Genomic DNA, 17,265 nt, shown 5'->3' with positions numbered 1-17,265 from the left:
AGGGCCGTTCGAGTCAGTCGTCCGCGGTCGCCTCCGGCCGATACGCCTCGCTTATCTTCTTCCACTTGCCGGAGCGGAACCGCCAGTAGTTGATCGCGGCGGGGATCGTCGTCTCGGCGAGGAACGCCAGGTAGAGCCCCCACAGCCCGATCGCGGGCAGCGCGATTTCGGGGATCGTCGCGCCGACGAGCGGTACGTCGATCGCGGGTGTGGCGTCGTTCGCCCCGACGTACGCGAGCGGGATCGACACGCAGAACATCCCGAGGAACTGACTCGCGAAGGGTATCTTCGTGTCGCCGGCGGCGTCGAGCGGCCCCGCGGCCCCGCCCGAAACGCCTTGGAAGACGACGGCGACGCAGGCCGCGTACACGAGGTTCACGGCGATCGGTATCTCGGGACTCTCCGGCGTCTCGGCGAACAGCGTGACGATGTCGGTCGCGAAGACGGCCATCAGCGCCGCGAAGACGACGTACGTCGCCACGGAGAATCGGATGATGTCGCGGGCGTACGCCTCCGCCTCTGCGACGCGCTCGACGCCCAGTTCCTGCCCGACCAGACTGGAGGAGGCGAGCCCGAAGCCCCAGCCGGGCGTGTTCATGATCCCCCAGATGCGCCGCGCGATGACGAACGCCGCGACGGTGTTCTCGCCGAACACGTCGAGGATGGCTAACATCGGGAACTCCGCGACGGTCCACACGAGGTTGCGCGCGCCGACGGGGAGCCCGATTTCGACGAGGTCGCGGAGCATGTCCGGCGACACGTACGACCCGAACGGGTCGATCGACACCGGGAACGCCCCGATCCCCGGCACGCCGCCGCGAACGAGGCCGACGGCGAACGCGCTCGCCGCGACGACGTTCGAGAGCACCGTCCCGACCGCCGCCCCCTCGACCCCCCAGCCGAGGCCGAAGATGAACAGCGCGCTGAGGACGATGTTCGCGACCGCGCCGCCGGCGCGGACCTGCATCGCGGTGTAGGCGTCGTCACAGCCGACGAGCGCGCGGCTCCCGACGAGGTTCAACGCGGCGAAGGGAACACCGAGCCCGACGATTCGAAGGTACGCGGAGCCGTACGCGATCGCCGCCTCGTTGCTGCTCAACACGTCGAGGAGGGCTGCCGACTGCGTCCAGAAGACGACGGAGACGGGGACTGTGACGGCCACGACGAGGAGGACGCTCGCCCGGACGGCGTCACCGAGTTCAGCGAACGCCTCGGCACCGTACCGCTGGGAGACCAAGGCGATGGTGCCGCCCGCGACGCCGCCGCCGATCGCGAACGCGAGCCCCCAGTAGGGGCCGGCGAAGCCGACGCCGGCGACCGCGCTAGTACCGACGGCGACGCCGACCATCGCCACGTCGACCGCGTTCTTCGACATTCGAGCGATCCCCGTGACGATCCGCGGCCACGCGAGGTCGGCCGTCCGGACCACTCGGTGGCGGTCGATCAGCCCGACGCGCGCCAGCGCGAAGCCGATGTAGCAGATTGCGGCACGAAAGGGGTTCGGAAGGCGGGCCACTGCGGGTCTAACGCTACCACCGTGTGGAGTATAGGGATTTCGTCACGCGTCCGATACGGGGTGTCGTCACGTCCCGAACGTCAGGAGTCGTCACGTCCCGAACGTGCGGTGGCGTTTCGACCCGGCGCCGGTCACGCCCCGGAGACGAGGTACACCGATACCACCGCGAAGACGATCCCGAGCGCCTTGCGGGCGGTGAACGATTCCCCCAAGACGAGGAATCCGATCACGGACGAGAAGACGAGGAACATCGCGAAGACCGGCGTCACGACGCTCACCGGACCGAGCGCGAGCGAACGGTACAGCGCCAGGATTCCGATGCCGAGGAACAGCCCGGCTGCGAGGACGTAGGGTATCTTCGGCGATCCGAGGTGTGCCGTGAACCCCTGATCGGTGTACGCCAGCACGCCGAGAGCCATCGCGACGAGCAGCGTGTTCGAGACGACGACGGCAACGTCGCTCGGAACCGCGTCGGGACCCGTCGTTGCGACGCGCATGAGCGGCGAGACGAACGCGTACGCCCCCATCGCGATCAGGGCGTACGGCAGGTACGTCGGTTGCATACCCGAATCGTTGGTCTCCCGCGCGAAGTGCCTGCCGAAAGCGGACGGAGAGGAGAGGCGTTCGCGATAACTACGACGACGGTTTGTCTCTCCCGTGCCCTTTTGGGTTACGCGTCTGTACCGCCGGCCATGGTACGCCCCTCCCGTCGGGACTTCCTCGGTGGAAGCGCCCTGACGCTCGCCGCGCTGACAGGCTTCGTCGATCCGGACGCCGACGGAGACGGACGCTCGCGCTCGGACAGCACGCCGACCGACCTCGACGTCGACGTTCCAGCGCCGCTCTCCGACGCGTTCGCTCCCGTGCCCGCGGCGGACGCGCTGTCGACGACGTACGCCACCGTCATCGCCGAGCGCGTCGACGCGAATTCGACCGAGGACCTGTCGTATCGGGCCCAGTCCGCGACAGAGACGCTCGGCGTGGACGCGGACGCGCTGTCGGCGACGGTCTCGGTCACGCCGACCGACCGCGGCGTGCGCCTGCTCACCGCCGCGGGATCGTTCGACCGAGTCGACATCGGAGAGACGATCGCGGTCGGCGAGAGCGGTGACGCTGGCGGCGACGCCGACGGTGGGAGCGACTGGAGTTCCGCTCTTCCGGCTGACGCCGAGACGACGGACGATCTCCCGGCCGGCTGGCACCTCGCCGACGACGGGGACACCGCCGTCGTCGCCGGTGAGGGCGTGGCGGCGGCCACCGACGGCGCTGTTCCAGCCACCACCGGCGCGGCGGGGTCGGGCGGGGACGAGACCGATCGGCGGATCGAGATCGCCCGAATCGCCGGCCGCGCGGCCGCCGGGAAGGCCGACCGGCTCGCGGAGTCGGCGATCGGCGAGGCGGCGCTCCCGCGGCTCGGCGGGTTCGCGACGGTGCTCCTCGTCCCCGACGCCGCAGAGGGGCCGTTCCCCTCGGAAGTTTCCGGTCGCGTCGGCGCGTTCGCCGTCGGCTTCGAGACGGCTCCGGAGGACCTTCGCGAGCTGGACGGGACCGCAGAGAACGCCTACGTCATCCGCCCCGCGGGCGACGCGTCTGGCACCGGATCCGGGGCGAAATCGATCGACGATGACGCGGTCGAGCGGCTCGTGCGCGCGGTCGACCCCGCCGTTCCGGTCGAGACCGACGTCTCGCGGACGGACGGGCTGATCCTCGTCGATGTCACGGTCGAGGCACCGCCCGATCTGGACAGCGAGGCTGCTCCGGACGCGGAGGTGCGGTCGCGGTTCGACCGGGAGGCCGGCACGGTGACGTTCGAACACCGCGCGGGCGAGGCGGTGCCCGCCGACGATCTCGAGGTGTGGCACGGCGGGGAGGAGGTGAGCGACGCGGTCCTCGGCGGCGGAGCGTTCGAGGCGGGTGACGCGATCACCGTCGACACCGGTCAGATCGGGACCGTCACGCTTCGGTGGTTCGATGCCGACGAGAACGCCTACTACACGTACGCTCGCGAGCGCGTCGACCGCGAGGCGTTCACGTTCTCGTATGACATGGACGCCGAGACGCTGGATCTGACCTACGAGGGCGATCGGGCGGCCGACCCGGACGCCCTCCGGCTGGTCCACCGCGGCGAGGACGGGGCTCGAACGGTCGGCGGGGAGTTCACCGACGCCACGCTCGAACCGGGTGACGCGGTCACCGTCGACGGCGTGGGTATCGGCGACAGCGTGCGACTGGAGTTCGACGTGGAGACGCCGCCGGGCGTCGGGGCGGGCTCGCTCGCGCAGTACCGCGCGTCGCCGCCGCAGGTCTGGATCCACTCGCGCGCCGAGGAGGGGACGACCGTCCGGTACGCGGGCGATGAGTCCCGCCCCGCGGACGCGTTCGTGACGCTGGTCGACGGGGGGCCGACCGACGCGCAGTTCGCCGACGAGTACGACACGCTGTCGGATGGGGACGAACTGGTCCTCGGCGAGCTTCCGCTCGGGAGCGCGGTCGCGGTCGAGTGGCGCGAGCCAGACGAGCCGATCGTCATCGCCGAGCAGGAGGTCGTCCCGAGCACGCACGCGGGGATCGAGTACGACCCGGACGCCGGCGAGGTCACGGTGCGCCACCGCGGCGGGCGAGCGCTCCCCGCGTCGGAACTGGAGCTACGGGCCGGCCGGGAGCCGACCGAGGTACAGCCCGCGGACGAGCTCGACGAGTTCGGACGCGACGACGCGTTTTCCGCCCCCGTTCCGCCGCTCTCGCGGGTTCGGCTCGTGTGGATCGGCGGCGAGCGCGAGCATCACCTCGGCGGGACGACCACGGCCCGCGACGCCGTGGTCGCGCGCTACGACGCCGCCGCAGAAGAGATGACCGTGGAGTACGTCGGCGAGCGTCCGGTCGATCCGAGTCGGCTGCGTCTCTCGGTGAACAGCTCGGACGCGCCGCGCGAGCGCGAGTCGCGGTTCGCGGCCGAGCACGACGAGCTGACGGCCGGCGACACGGTCGCCGTCGAGGGCGTCGGCGGCGACGACACCGTGGTCGTCAGCGTCCACACCGAGTTCGAGAACGGCGCGGCGACCAGTTCGGTGGCACACTTCCCGGCGACGCCCCGCCGCGGATTCGTCGTCGGCGACGGTGCGGACGGAGCGGGCGGTGAGAACGCCGGGAGAGAGAGGGACGCGTCGGGAACGACCCTGCGCTACGTCGGCGAGGTCCACCGCGATCCAGACGCGTTTCGGGTCCTCGTCGACGGCGAGCCCGCGGACGCGCAGCCGTCCGACGAGACGGATCGGTTGACGGGAGGCGAAACGCTCGCGCTCGGCGAGCTACCGGCCGGGACGACGGTCGTCGTGGAGTGGACCGCCGGCGATCGCACCCGGAACGTGACCGAGCACGTGATTCCGCCGCGAGCGGCGTTCGAAGTGGCGTTCGACCCGGCCGAAGAGGGCGACGGAGGGGACGTGACGTTCACCCACGCCGGCGGCGACGCCCTCGACGCCGAGCGCGTCGACGTGGTCGTCGAGCCCGGGAGCGACGGGCTACAGCCGTGGGACGCCGACGGCGGAGAGGTGACGGCCGGCGACGAGACGACCGTCGCGGTCGACGAAGAGCCGCACATGGCCGTCGTCGTCTTCGACGAGCGCGAGTCACTCCACCGGGAGCGGTTCGACCGGGAAGGGTAGTCCGGGCGGCGCGCACACCGACCGCGATCCGCGGCCTTCAGTACGCTTTTGAGGCGAGCGACCGATCGATCGGGTGTATGGACGGAACCTTCGACCACGTGATGATCCGCGTCGAGGACTTAGAGGAGAGCCTCGACTGGTACCGGACGCACCTGAACTACGAGGAGAAGGGCCGCTGGGAGGCCGACACGTTCACCAACGTCTACCTCGGTCCCGAGGACATGCACGAGGAGGGCGCGCGCCTCGAACTCACCTACAACCACGGCGACCACACCTACGAGAACGGCGACGCGTGGGGGCACATCGCCGTGCGCGTGCCCGAAGACGCGCTTCAGGAGTCGTACGACCAGCTGATGGACGAGGGCGTCGACGACTACCGCGACCCCGAGTCCTGCGGGAACCGCTACGCGTTCGTGAAAGACCCCGACGGCCACGAGATCGAGATCGTCAAGCGCGACCACGGCGCGAAGTGGAGCATCGACCACACGATGATCCGCGTCGAGGACGCCGACGAGGCGCTCGGCTACTGGACCCGCAAATTCGAGCACACCGAGGTCCCCGGCCGCTGGGAGGCCGACTCCTTCTCGAACTACTTCGTGGCCCCCGACGACGCCCCGCAGGAGGCGATGAAGCTGGAACTCACCTACAATTACGACGGCCGCGAGTACACGATGGCTGACGGCTGGGGCCACGTCTGCGTCCGCGTCGACGACCTCGACGAGGCGTGGGAGACGCTCATGCGACGGGAAGCGCCGGACTACCGCGACCCGGAGTCGTGTGACCACCGGTACGCGTTCACCAAGGACCAAGACGGCCACGAGATCGAACTGCTCGTCACCGAGTAGCGCCGCCGCAGCCGGGACCGCGTCTCACTCCTCGTCCGCCGGCCGGAACACCACGAGCCGTTCCCCGTCCGTCTCCCGCGTTCCGACCGACGCCTCGACCTCGTCGCCGGTGTCGATCGCGGTCGGATCGGGGTCGATCCCGCGCACGACTCCCGTGACCCGCGCCGGACCGAGATCGACGATCGCGGTCACGTACGGCGCGTCGTCGGCGAAGCGCGGGGACGGCACGTGAACGACGCTGTGCGTCTCGACCGTCCCCGTCGAGTCGAACGGTTCGCGCGAGAGTTCGGTCGACCCGCACTCGGGACACACCCGACGCGGCGGGAGCGATCCGTGTCCGTTCGGACAGACGAGCGCGTACCCCTCGCCGTCGGCGAGCGCGTCGACCCACTCGTCGTAGCCAGCGTTCGCCGCTGGCACGGGACCCGCGTCGTCGCTCATTCCGCCACCTCCAGCACGTGGACGACGGCGCTGGCGACGGTTCCGCCGGCGTTGTGAGCGACGCCGACCTCCGCGTCGGCGACGTGGTCGCTGTTCGGGTGGTCTCCGCGGAGCAGCCGGGTCAGCTCCGCGATCTGCGATCCGCCGGTCGCGCCGACCGGGTGGCCCTTCGCCTTCAGCCCGCCGGAGAGGTTCACCGGCACGTCGCCGTCGGCGGTGGTGCGTCCGTCGCGGGCGGCCGTGATCCCCTCGCCGCGCGGTGCGATTCCGAGCGACTCGATCGCGAGCACCTCCGCGATGGTGAAGCAGTCGTGGACCTCGGCCACGTCGACGTCGTCGGGACGCACGCCGGCAGCCGCGTACGCCGTCTCGGCCGCGTCGTCGGCGGCGGGCGTCCGCGCGACGTGCTCGCGGTCCGCGAGCGCCAGCCGGTCCGTCCCCTGTCCGACGCCGGTCACCGCCACCGGGGCGTCCACGTCGTGGTCGGCGGCGTACTCCTCGGAGACGATCACCAGCGCGCTCGCGCCGTCGGTGATCGGACAGGCGTCGTAGAGGTGTAACGGCTCGGCGACCGGCGGGGCGTCCATCGCCTCCTCGACCGACACCTCAGAGCGGAACTGGGCGTACTCGTTCGGGACCGCGTTCGCGTGGTTCTTCGACGCGACGTGCGCGAGGTCCTCGCGTCCGCCGCCGTACGCGTCGAAGTACGCCGTCGCCATCAGCGCGTACGCGCCGGGGAACGTCACGCCCTCGCGGACCTCGAAGAGGTCGTCGGCCGCGATGGCGAGCCCCTCTGTCACCTCGGCGGTCGGGAGGTTCGTCATGCGCTCCATCCCGCCGGCCAGCACCACGTCGGCGTCGCCGGCGCGGACGGTTCGAACCGCCTCGCGGACGGCGACGCCCGCGGAGGCGCACGCCGACTCGTAGCGCGTCGCGGGACAGCGCACACCCGCCGCCTCGGCCATCAGCGGGGCCTGATGACCCTGATGCTCGGCGAGTGATCCCATGAAGTTGCCGTAGTTCAGTTCCTCGACGTCCTCGCGGGGAACCCCGGCGTCCTCGAACGCGCGGAGCGCGGCGGTCGCGAAGAGGTCGCGCCCCGTCCGCTCCGGGTGGTCACCGAAGCGCGTGAGCCCGACACCCGCGACGCGTACGTCTGTCATACACGAACGATGATCCGGATCGGGTTTATCCCTGCCGGAATCGGTGAGAATCGATACGCGCGGGCCAGAACGGCCGGCCGATCATCCGATGTACCGAAGGTCGTCGTCGGGCACCGCCGGCCCGTCCTGCATCTCGCGGATCTTGCCGACGACTTCCTCCATCTCCTCGGCGCGCTCTTCGAGGCTCTCGTAGTCGACGGCGAAGTCGAGCAGGGCTTCGAGCGTCTCCAAGACGGTTCGCGCGCTCTTGGGGTCGACGAGGTAGCCGCTCGTCTCGCCCATCAGACAGGCGGCGTCGAAGCCGCGACGCCCGCCGAGTCCGAGCACGAGCCCCGAGACGCCGACGATGCCGCCCGCCGGCTCGTCGGGCCGGAACTCGACGTCCGCGTCTTCGAGCACGTCGATGAGGCCGCCGTTAGAGACCGCACCGAGCACGGTGTACTCCTCGACGAGCTCGCCGGTGGGCACGCCGCCGAGCGCGTACGCGCGCTGCGCTCCGAATTCCTCTGCGACGTCGAGGAACGTCGTGGTGAGCCGGTAGTGGCCCGCGTTGGAACCGGCCTGGTGATCGCCGGTCAACACCAGCAGATCAGCGCCGTCGGTCTCGATCGCGTGGAATTCCGCGCAGGTCAACTCGGCGACGCCGTCGCCGTCGATGTTCACCTGCGGCGGGAACTCGGTGGTGTACACGCGCCGGACGAGCTCGCCATCGAACTCCTCTAACAGGTGCTCGGCCGCGAGCTTTCCCACGTGGCCGACGCCCGGCAGTCCCTCGATGAGCACCGGATCGTCGAGCTCCGGCGTCGCGACCGTGTCGATCTCGATATCGTCCATGTCCTGTCTTACGGGACGGCGTTCACAAGAGGGTGGCTATTCGGGCAGCGGTCGGACCGACCGCGTCCGACAGCGGTCCGGCCGGGGACGGTCTTCCGTCTCCGCGGCTACTCCGTCACCCGTCGCCGGACTCGTCGGCGATACTCGCCGTACGGGTCCTCGGGGCTGAACGGGGCGGGCGCGCTGTTCTCTGTCGGCCCGTCGCACTCCGGACAGCGGTCGCCGAGCGCGTACACCGGCCGGTCGTGGGCGGTCTCCCAACTCGCACAGACGCGGATATCGGATTTCACGGGGAGAAATAGGGGGTTACTCGTCGTCTTCGCGGCGCTCGCGGTGGTACGCGCCGGTTCCGCCCGCGGCCTCGATCGCCTCGCGGGCGCGGTCAGCCGCGGCTTCGAGCTGGTCCTCGGCCGTCTTGTAGTCCGGCGCGCGGACCTTGATCCGGTACTCAGGCGACCCGACGTAGCCGACCTCGAGGTCGACGCCGTCGGGAACCTCGCCGTTGCCTTCGGCGGCTTCGAGCGCTGCCTTCACGTCGTCGACGCCGTCGGACGCCGCGGATTCGAGGTCGACGTATCCGGTCACGTCGACGTAGGGGACGGAGACGTTGTCGCGGGCCGCCTCGACTATCGACTCCGCGGCCGCCTCGTCGACGTCGACCGTGTCGAGTGCCTCGCTGCCGCTGATCGCAGCCGCCTCAAAGGCGTCGTAGAGGCTCTCGTACTCCTCTAAGAGCGAGTTTGCGACCTCGGTGTACCGGTCGTCGTCGACGTCCTCGCCGAGGGCGATGAGCATCCAGTTGTCGGCCTTCTGTGCGTTCTTCCAGGCCTGTATCTTGTCTTTCCGCTGGTGCTCGTTGACGTCTTTGATCGACAGATCGATCTGGTTCGCCGACTCGTCGACCTCGAGCACCTTCGCGACCACCGTCTGTCCCTCGCGGACGTGGTCGCGGACGTTCTTGATCCAGCCGGAGGCGACCTCGCTGATGTGACAGAGGCCGCGTTTGTCCTCGTACTCGTCGAGGTCGACGAAGACGCCGAAGTCGGCGATCTCGTCGACGTCGCCGACAACCAACTCGCCGGGTTCGGGCCAGCCGCTGTACTTCATACGGGGGTGATGAGGCGGTTACCGCGCCTCAACGGTTTCGACGATCTCGCCGTGGAACTCGGCCTCCCCGCCGGTGGGGGTCGCGAGCGTCGTGCCGCAGACTGCACACGACACCGTCGAGGAGGCTTTGCCGAAGACGACCTGTTCGTTCTCGCAGTCGCCGCAGGCGACGCGGTGGAAGCTTCCCGCCATGCTTACTCCTGGAACGTGAGCCGGCCGGCGCGCCAGCCCTCGCGCATGTGCGCCTTGCCGCAGTCGCCGCAGCGGTACTTCAGGTGAGTCTTCTTCGTCGGCTTGTCGCCACCGGGCACCTTCGAGTACCCGCCGGCGTTGCCGATCGTCGCGAGCGCGCGGCGTCGCTGGCGCGCGTCGCGTTTCATTCCGGTCGCCCGACCCGATCGAACCTTCTCCACTTCGTGCTCCTGGTGGGAGTCACAGTTGGGACAGTACGTGTTGAAACGACGTGGCATTTCCATGGATATCGACCTTGAAACGCGGTTCGTCACCGACGCTTAAAACGGGTTTGGTCTGTCTCGCGACCGTGCGAGACGGTCGCGCTCCGTCTTCGAGCGAGCCACGCCGCGCGCTTCGGGTCACGCCTCCCACTCCGCGACCGCCCGCACCGGCGATCCGTCTCCGTCGCGAAGGCGGAGGGGAAACGCGTACAGCCGGAACCGCTCCGGTGGCCCGTCGAGCCCACGGAGGTTCTCGACGATCGGGAGGCCGGCCCCCAACAGCACGTCGTGGGCTGGCGTACCGTCCGTCGTTTCGTCGTCCGTCGTGAGGCCCTCGGTTTCGCCGTCGGTGTCCACCCCGGCCGGCGTCGGGTCCGGGCCGAAGGTGTCGAGCCCGACGCCGACGCCGGCCGCGCGGCACCGCTCCGCAGCCGCTTCGGTCAGGTACGGGTGGTCGCGGTACCGCCCGGTCCCCCACCGCATCTCCCACCCCGTACGGACGACGAGGAGGTCACACGACTCGCGCACGTCGCTCGGGTCCGGCAGCGCGGCGGCGCGGATCGGCTCGCGAGCGTCGAGCGCGCCCGCGAGGTCGACGAGACGGGCGTCGAGCGCGAACGCTCCCACGTCGACCACGTCGATCGGCTCCCCGTCGGCCAGCGTGTGCCGGGGGGCGTCGACGTGGGTGCCGGCGTGGCTCCCGGTTCGGAGTTCGCTCGTCGCGTAGCCGTCCTCCGCGTGCGTCGCGTCGGGCGACAGCGTCACGTCGGGATCGCCGGGGTAGGTCGGCATCCCCGTCTCGATCGGCCGCGAGAGGTCGCAGAACATGGTCGGAGATGGCGCTACATCCGATAAAAGCCGTCGTCCGCTGCGGCGCGGTCAGTGTTCGACGAACTCCACGAGCACCCCGCCCGTCGACCGTGGGTGCAAAAAGGCCACCTCGTGGCCCCACGCGCCCGGCCGCGGCTCCTCGTCGATGCGATCGACGCCGAGGTCGCGGGCGCGGTCGAGCGCCGCCGGGAGGTCGTCCGTCGCGAGCGCGACGTGGTGAATTCCCGGCCCCTCGCGATCGAGGAAGTCGGCGATTGCGCCGTCTTCGGCCGGCTCCAACAGCTCAAAATATCCGCCATCGTCGAGTTCGAGGAAGACGACGGACATCCCGTCGAACGTTTCCTCGTGAGCGATCGGCGCGTCGAGCAGTCCGTCGAACAGGTCGGCGAGGGCTGTCGCGTCACGCGTCGCGACGCCCACGTGGTCGAAGTGCATGCGTTCCGGATCGACCGTCTATACCTTATAACGACCGAGGAGTCGGATCCGTCCCGCCGGGATCCAAAGATTTGGGTGCGAGCCGGGAGTAGCGAGGACGGACCACCAGTGAGCGATTCACAATCCGAGACGTCGGAGCAGATGACGTCGCGGAACATCCTCGGCTCGCTGCTCGACAGCGGACTCCACGAGATGAATCGAGAGCGGTCCGGACTGCTGCTCTCGGGGCTGTCGGCCGGCCTCGACATCGGGTTCGGCCCGCTGATGATGGCGGTTGTTCTGACGCTGTCGCCCGGCGGATTCGGCGATCTGACGACCGAGCTCCTGCTCGCCAGCGTCTACTCGATCGGCTTCATGTTCGTCATCATCGGCCGCTCGGAGCTGTTCACCGAGCACACGACGCTGGCCGTGATCCCGGTCCTCGACGGCCAAGCCTCTCTCCGGCAGTTGGGGCGGCTCTGGGGTCTGGTGTACGTCGGGAACCTCGTCGGCGGGTTCCTGTTCACGCTGCTCGTGACCCTGTTGATGCCGGAGCTCGGCGTCGTCGCGCCAGAGTCCTTCGAGACGATCGCGTTGAAGCTCGTCGACCACGACCTCCCGTGGCTGTTCGTCGGCGGCGTCTTCGCCGGGTGGCTGATGGGATTGCTGGCGTGGCTCGTCGCGGCCGCACAGGAGACGACGAGCCGCATTCTCCTCGTGTTGATCGTCACCGGAACGATCGGTCTCCTCCACCTTCCCCACTCGATCGCGGGCAACGTCGAGGTGCTGTTCGGGCTGCTCGTCTCGCCCGCGATCACGCTCGCGGACTACGCGTCGTTCCTCGTGTTGGCGACGATCGGTAACGCCTTCGGCGGGACGGTGTTCGTCGCGCTGCTGAAGTACGGTCACGTCGTTCGCGGCGCGAACTGACCACCCCGACACGAGCGTTCCCGGGACCGCGGTGCGGCTGCGGTAGGACCGCCCCTACCGACCCGGCTTGTATTCCCCGAACTCCTCGCGGAGCACGTCTGAGATCTCTTGGACGGTCGCGTACGCCTTCACCGCATCGACGATGTGAGGCATCACATTCTCGGAGCCCCGCGCTGCCTCGCGCAGCGACGAGAGCGCGTCGTCGACGGCGTCGCCGTCGCGGTCGGCTTTGACCTCTTGGAGCCGGTCGCGCTGGTTCTGCTCCTGTTCCGGATCGACCTCCTCTAAGTCCATCTCGGGTTCCTCATCGACCTCGTACTCGTTGACGCCGACGATGATCCGGTCGCCCTCCTCGATCTCCTCCTGGCGGTCGAAGGCGACGTCTTGGATCTGCCGTTGGACCCACTGGCTCTTGACCGCCTCCAGCATGCCGCCGCGGCGGTCGACCTCCTCCAGTAGCTCGAAGGCGTCCTCCTCGATCCCGTCGGTCAGGCTCTCGACGTAGTAAGAGCCGGCCAGCGGGTCGATCGTGTCCGCAGCGCCCGACTCGTGGGCGAGTATCTGCTGGGTCCGGAGCGCGGTGCGGACCGACTGCTCGGTGGGGAGCGCGAGCGCCTCGTCTTTGCCGTTCGTGTGGAGGCTCTGGGTGCCCCCGAGCACCGCCGCGAGCGCCTGATACGCGACGCGAACGACGTTGTTCTCGATCTGCTGGGCGGTCAGCGTGGAGCCGCCGGTCTGCGTGTGGAACTTGAGCTGCTTGGACTTGGGGTTCTCGGCACCGAACCGATCCTCCATGATCTGCGCCCACATCCGACGCGCGGCGCGGAACTTCGCGGCCTCCTCGAAGATGTTGTTGTGCGCGTTGAAGAAGAAGGAGAGCTGCGGGGCGAAGTCGTCGACATCGAGTCCAGCGTCGATCGCTGCCTGCACGTACTCGATGCCGTTTCCGAGCGTGAACGCGACCTCTTGAGCCGCCGTCGAGCCGGCCTCGCGGATGTGGTATCCCGAGATCGAGATGGTGTTGAAACTCGGCGTCTCGGACGCACAGAACTCGAAGATATCAGTGATGAGCCGCATCGAGTGCTCGGGCGGGTAGATGTAGAGGTTCCGCGCGATGTACTCTTTCATGATGTCGTTTTGGATCGTTCCGCGGAGCTGTTCGCGCGGGACGCCCTGCTTGTCCCCCATCGCGACGTACATCGCGAGCAGGACCCCGGCCGGAGCGTTGATCGTCATCGACGTCGACACCTCGTCGAGAGGGATCCCGTCGAAGACGGTCTCGAAGTCGTCGAGGGTGTCGATGGCAACCCCCGACCGGCCGACCTCGCCCTCGGCCATCGCGGCATCGGAGTCGTACCCCATCTGCGTCGGGAGATCGAACGCCATCGAGAGCCCCGAAGAGCCCTGATCGATGAGGTAGTTGAACCGCTCGTTCGTCTCCGCGGCGGTTCCCATCCCGGCGTACTGGCGCATCGTCCAGAGCCGTCCGCGGTGCATCGTCGAGTAGACCCCGCGCGTGTACGGCTCCTCGCCGGGATTCCCCAGATCCTCGCGGTAATCGTGACCGGGCACGTCAGCGGGGGTGTACAGCGGATCGACCTCCTGACCTCCCGTGTCGGTGGTAAACGTCTCCTTGCGCTCGCCGAACCGGTCGACGGTCTCGCCGTAGGTTCCGTCCTCCCACGACGCTTTGGCCTCTCGGATGGCGTCCAATTCGTCAGGATCGTACATTAGTGAGATCAAGTGTCGAACACGACTTAACAGTTTTCAGAATCTCGTTCATCGACGGACGGCATCTCTTCAGACGCCACGGGACCCTGCGAACATCACGCGCCGCTCGCTCGCACGCGGCCGCGGGTCACACGTGAGGACGAGCAGTCGCCCGGTTTTAACTGTGAGGATGAGCGGTCGCCCGGTTTCAAGTGCCGTGCGGCCGATCCGCACACATGGACGCACGATCCGACGCCGTCGAGCGCTTCCTCGCCGCGACCGCGCCCGACCACACGTCGACACAGGACGAGATGGCCGACCTCGCCGACGACTGGGGGTTCCCCATCATCGGGCCGGAGGCAGGTGCGGTGCTCCGGCTTCTCGCCCGCCTGACCGACGCCGGGCGCGTCTTCGAGTTCGGCTCCGGATTCGGCTACTCCGCGACGTGGTTCCTCCGCGGGGGCGCGGACGCCGTGATCTGCACCGAGTTCGACGAGGAAGAGGCCAAACGCGGCGTCCAGTTCGCGGCCGACGGCGGGTACGCCGACCGGGTCACATTCGAGGTGGGCGACGCGATGGAGACGATAGCGCGCTACGACGGCCCCTTCGACGTCGCCCTCATCGACCACCAGAAACACCGATACGCGGACGCCTATCGAACCGTCCTTCCGAAGGTGCGGACCGGGGGCGTGATCGTCGCAGACAACGTCACGCGCGGCCCCATAGAGTTCGCCAATCTCGTGGCTCACTTCGAGGAGGGCGCGCCGCTCCCGGACGCCGAAATCGACGCCGAGACGCGCGGCATCGGCGAGTACGTCGGCACGGTCCGCTCCGACGACGCCGTGGAGACGGCCGTCCTCCCGGTCGGCTCCGGGATCGCGGTGTCGACGAAGGTGATCTGACGCTCGACGCCGCGGTCCCGTCTCGCGCGACCCGAACTTCTTCGGGCCTCGACGGCGAACCCCGACTCGATGAAGGTGGGGCTCATCTCGGACGTCCACGCGAATCTGCCGGCTCTCGACGCCGTCCTCGACGACATGCCGGCCGTCGACCGGATCGTCTGTGCCGGCGACGTGATCGGCTACAACCCGTGGCCGGCCGAGTGCGTCGAGCGCGTGCGTGACGTCGCCGCGGCGACCGTTCGCGGCAATCACGATCGAACGGTTGAGACGCCCGAGCGCTACCGGGCGAACCGGATGGCCGAGGCGGGACTCGAACACGCGAAGGCGTCGCTGTCCGACGACCAGCTCGCGTGGCTCCGCGGGCTCCCGCGGACCGCCGAGATCGCGGGCGGGCGGTACCTCCTCGTTCACTCGCACCCCGCGGCGGAGCGCGAGGACGCCTACGTCTACCCGGAGGAGTTCGGGTCGCTCGACCGCCACATGGGCGAGTACGACGGGATCGTGCTCGGGCACACCCACGTGCAGGGCGCGCGCTCGGTGGCCGGCGGGCTCGCGGTCAATCCGGGCAGCGTCGGCCAGCCCCGCGACGGCGACCCCGACGCCGCCTACGCCGTGCTCGACGCCGCGACCGACGAAGTCGACCTCCGCCGCGTCGGCTACGACGTCGACCGCGTCCGCGACCGCGTCGCGGACGCCGGACTTCCGGAGCGGACCGCAGACCGGCTGTACCAAGGAAGATAAAACGACTCGAACGGTCGACGCCGACGCGCTCACCAGATCCCGGCGAGGAGCAGGACGTTCCGTACCGCCGCGAGAACCGAGAGCAGGCCGACGACGGCGCACATCAGGGTCGCGACGAGCCGGCGGGACCCGCCCGCGAGAGCGACCGGAACGCCGATGATCGCCATGCCGACGGCCTTGGTGAGAACCATGCCGCGGAGCGGGCCGAATCGCGTGATGAACGCGCCGCCGACCGGCGATCCCTCGACGTACTCGCCACCGGTGATGGCGAGGTACGTGGACCCGACGTCGGCGACGGTGCCGACGGCGAAGAGGACCGCGGCGAGAGCGAGACGAGAGGGCACTGACCGAGCGAACGCGGTGCGAGCAGATAAGTTTCCGGGGGTGGAGAGTCCGTGACGGGCGGTCCCCAGTCGGCCCGGGCGAGACGCCGCCGCCACTTCACACGTCGGCGCGTCGCCGCCGTCGCCTCACACTTCAGTGCGTCGCCACCGTCGTCCCGTCGAGACCAAACGCGGACGGCCCACCTCCGGATCCGACGGTGGGTGGTCACGGCGCGCGCACAGCACGAGGCCATTTAAACCGGAGGACGCCATACCCTCCGGTAATGAGTTCGTCCGACGACGAGTACGACATCGCGGTGGTCGGCGGCGGTCCCGCCGGGCTGACGACCGCGCTGTACGGCGCTCGACTGGGTCACGACACGGTGCTCGTCGACCGCGGCGGGGGCCGAGCGGCGATGATGGCAGACACTCACAACGTGATCGGCGTCACCGAGGAGACCTCCGGCAACGAGTTCCTCGCGACCGGTCGCGAGCAGGTGGAGTCGTACGGCGGCACGTTTGAGCGCGGGTTCGTCACCGACGTTGAACGCGCCGCCGACGAGCGCTTCCGACTCTCGCTCGGCGACGACGAGCTGCTCGCCGACCGCGTCGTGCTCGCGACCGGCTTCTCCGACAAGCGCCCCGACCCGCCGCTCCCGCGGACCGGCAAGGGCCTGCACTACTGTCTCCACTGTGACGCCTACATGTTCGTCGACGAGCCGGTGTACGTGATGGGCCACGGCGAGGCGGCCGCCCACGTCGCGATGATCATGCTCAACGTCACCGACGAGGTGGATCTTCTGACTCGCGGCGCGGAACCGACGTGGAGCGACGAGACCGACGCACAGCTGGAGGCACATCCGATCGACGTGATCTCCGAGGACGTGGTCGGCGTCGAGAACGACCCCGACTCCGGCTGGCTCGACGCCCTGGAGTTCGAAGACGGCACCACCCGCGAGTACCGCGGCGGCTTCCCGATGTACGGCTCCGAGTACAACACCGGGCTCGCGAAGGGGCTCGGATGCGACCTCACCGACGACGGAACGATCGACGTCGACGACCACGGCCGCACCAGCGAGGACGGCGTGTACGCCGTCGGCGACGTGACGCCCGGCCACAATCAGGTGCCCGTCGCGATGGGACAGGGAGCGAAAGCCGGGCTCGCGATCCACAAGGAGATCCGAGAGTTCCCCCGCTCGAAGGAGGCCGTCGCCCGCGACGGCCCCGTCGCGGAAGACGAGGTCCCCGCCATCTCACCCGAACTCATGGCGACCGCCGTCGCCCACGAGGGACACGCGGGCGGCCCGCGCGAGGAGACGGACGCCGAGGCGACCGCCGAGACGCCGCGGGCCGACGACGACTGATCGTCCGCAGACGCGCGCTCTGCG

General features: G+C 69.3%; 19 protein-coding genes. 6 read left to right on the top strand and 13 right to left on the bottom strand.

Annotated features, from left to right (window positions below; genetic code table 11):
- Window positions 1-13: 13 nt before the first annotated feature.
- Together ACZ45C_RS05810 and ACZ45C_RS05805 are read right to left on the bottom strand one after the other, a co-directional pair.
- On the bottom strand, window positions 14-1,516 hold the full coding sequence (locus ACZ45C_RS05810; protein WP_460560272.1) for an MATE family efflux transporter: 1,503 nt from the start codon (window positions 1,514-1,516) through the stop codon (window positions 14-16).
- Between the two features lie 131 nt (window positions 1,517-1,647).
- The gene (locus ACZ45C_RS05805; protein WP_460560274.1) at window positions 1,648-2,079 is read right to left on the bottom strand and encodes an EamA family transporter; all 432 of its coding nucleotides are present in this window, start codon (window positions 2,077-2,079) and stop codon (window positions 1,648-1,650) included.
- 129 nt (window positions 2,080-2,208) lie between these two features.
- Between ACZ45C_RS05805 and ACZ45C_RS05800 the strand changes: the two genes are divergently transcribed.
- Both ACZ45C_RS05800 and ACZ45C_RS05795 read left to right on the top strand, forming a co-directional pair.
- A complete protein-coding gene (locus tag ACZ45C_RS05800; protein WP_460560276.1) occupies window positions 2,209-5,181 on the top strand; it encodes a hypothetical protein in 2,973 nt (990 codons plus the stop codon).
- A 77-nt stretch (window positions 5,182-5,258) separates the two neighbouring features.
- Window positions 5,259-6,026, top strand: a complete 768-nt coding sequence (locus ACZ45C_RS05795; protein ID WP_460560278.1) for a VOC family protein — start codon at window positions 5,259-5,261, stop codon at window positions 6,024-6,026.
- Window positions 6,027-6,050: 24 nt separating this feature from the next.
- Here ACZ45C_RS05795 and ACZ45C_RS05790 read toward each other — a convergent pair whose 3' ends face one another.
- The 9 genes from ACZ45C_RS05790 to mce form a co-directional block, all read right to left on the bottom strand.
- Window positions 6,051-6,467 (bottom strand): Zn-ribbon domain-containing OB-fold protein, encoded by a 417-nt coding sequence (locus tag ACZ45C_RS05790; protein ID WP_460560280.1) that lies wholly within the window; start codon window positions 6,465-6,467, stop codon window positions 6,051-6,053.
- Window positions 6,464-7,630, bottom strand: a complete 1,167-nt coding sequence (locus ACZ45C_RS05785) for a thiolase domain-containing protein (RefSeq protein ID WP_460560282.1) — start codon at window positions 7,628-7,630, stop codon at window positions 6,464-6,466. Before ACZ45C_RS05785 ends, ACZ45C_RS05790 begins: the two co-directional genes overlap by 4 nt.
- A gap of 81 nt (window positions 7,631-7,711) precedes the next feature.
- Complete coding sequence (locus ACZ45C_RS05780; RefSeq protein WP_460560284.1) at window positions 7,712-8,464, bottom strand: proteasome assembly chaperone family protein; 753 nt, start codon at window positions 8,462-8,464, stop codon at window positions 7,712-7,714.
- A gap of 107 nt (window positions 8,465-8,571) precedes the next feature.
- Window positions 8,572-8,754, bottom strand: coding sequence for an RNA-protein complex protein Nop10 (locus ACZ45C_RS05775; RefSeq protein WP_460560286.1), 183 nt, complete (start codon window positions 8,752-8,754; stop codon window positions 8,572-8,574).
- 16 nt (window positions 8,755-8,770) lie between these two features.
- Entirely contained in the window at window positions 8,771-9,571 is an 801-nt protein-coding gene (locus tag ACZ45C_RS05770) for a translation initiation factor IF-2 subunit alpha (protein ID WP_460560288.1), read from the bottom strand.
- An 18-nt stretch (window positions 9,572-9,589) separates the two neighbouring features.
- Entirely contained in the window at window positions 9,590-9,763 is a 174-nt protein-coding gene (locus ACZ45C_RS05765; protein ID WP_137784620.1) for a 30S ribosomal protein S27e, read from the bottom strand.
- A 2-nt stretch (window positions 9,764-9,765) separates the two neighbouring features.
- On the bottom strand, window positions 9,766-10,047 hold the full coding sequence (locus ACZ45C_RS05760; protein ID WP_008004085.1) for a 50S ribosomal protein L44e: 282 nt from the start codon (window positions 10,045-10,047) through the stop codon (window positions 9,766-9,768).
- Window positions 10,048-10,164: 117 nt separating this feature from the next.
- Window positions 10,165-10,854 carry a cyclase family protein gene (locus tag ACZ45C_RS05755; protein WP_460560291.1) on the bottom strand — a complete coding sequence of 230 codons (690 nt, stop codon included), beginning with the start codon at window positions 10,852-10,854 and terminating at the stop codon, window positions 10,165-10,167.
- A 51-nt stretch (window positions 10,855-10,905) separates the two neighbouring features.
- Entirely contained in the window at window positions 10,906-11,292 is a 387-nt protein-coding gene (gene mce / locus ACZ45C_RS05750; RefSeq protein WP_460560293.1) for a methylmalonyl-CoA epimerase, read from the bottom strand.
- Window positions 11,293-11,433: 141 nt separating this feature from the next.
- Between mce and ACZ45C_RS05745 the strand changes: the two genes are divergently transcribed.
- The gene (locus tag ACZ45C_RS05745; protein ID WP_460560679.1) at window positions 11,434-12,201 is read left to right on the top strand and encodes a formate/nitrite transporter family protein; all 768 of its coding nucleotides are present in this window, start codon (window positions 11,434-11,436) and stop codon (window positions 12,199-12,201) included.
- Between the two features lie 54 nt (window positions 12,202-12,255).
- Here ACZ45C_RS05745 and ACZ45C_RS05740 read toward each other — a convergent pair whose 3' ends face one another.
- Entirely contained in the window at window positions 12,256-13,932 is a 1,677-nt protein-coding gene (locus ACZ45C_RS05740) for an acyl-CoA mutase large subunit family protein (protein WP_460560295.1), read from the bottom strand.
- Window positions 13,933-14,147: 215 nt separating this feature from the next.
- Here ACZ45C_RS05740 and ACZ45C_RS05735 point away from each other — a divergent pair, with 215 nt between their 5' ends.
- Both ACZ45C_RS05735 and ACZ45C_RS05730 read left to right on the top strand, forming a co-directional pair.
- Window positions 14,148-14,813 carry an O-methyltransferase gene (locus tag ACZ45C_RS05735; RefSeq protein WP_460560297.1) on the top strand — a complete coding sequence of 222 codons (666 nt, stop codon included), beginning with the start codon at window positions 14,148-14,150 and terminating at the stop codon, window positions 14,811-14,813.
- Between the two features lie 69 nt (window positions 14,814-14,882).
- Window positions 14,883-15,554: a metallophosphoesterase family protein gene (locus ACZ45C_RS05730; protein ID WP_460560299.1), complete on the top strand. Its 672-nt coding sequence runs from the start codon at window positions 14,883-14,885 to the stop codon at window positions 15,552-15,554.
- Window positions 15,555-15,583: 29 nt separating this feature from the next.
- On the opposite strand, the gene ACZ45C_RS05725 is transcribed toward ACZ45C_RS05730, so the two are convergent.
- The gene (locus tag ACZ45C_RS05725; protein ID WP_460560301.1) at window positions 15,584-15,898 is read right to left on the bottom strand and encodes a hypothetical protein; all 315 of its coding nucleotides are present in this window, start codon (window positions 15,896-15,898) and stop codon (window positions 15,584-15,586) included.
- A gap of 263 nt (window positions 15,899-16,161) precedes the next feature.
- Here ACZ45C_RS05725 and ACZ45C_RS05720 point away from each other — a divergent pair, with 263 nt between their 5' ends.
- The gene (locus ACZ45C_RS05720; protein ID WP_460560303.1) at window positions 16,162-17,241 is read left to right on the top strand and encodes an NAD(P)/FAD-dependent oxidoreductase; all 1,080 of its coding nucleotides are present in this window, start codon (window positions 16,162-16,164) and stop codon (window positions 17,239-17,241) included.
- Window positions 17,242-17,265: the final 24 nt, after the last annotated feature.

This window comes from Halorubrum pallidum, assembly GCF_055380345.1.
The sequence above is the reverse complement of the archived record's forward strand: the minus strand, read 5'-3'. Positions and strand labels throughout refer to the sequence as shown.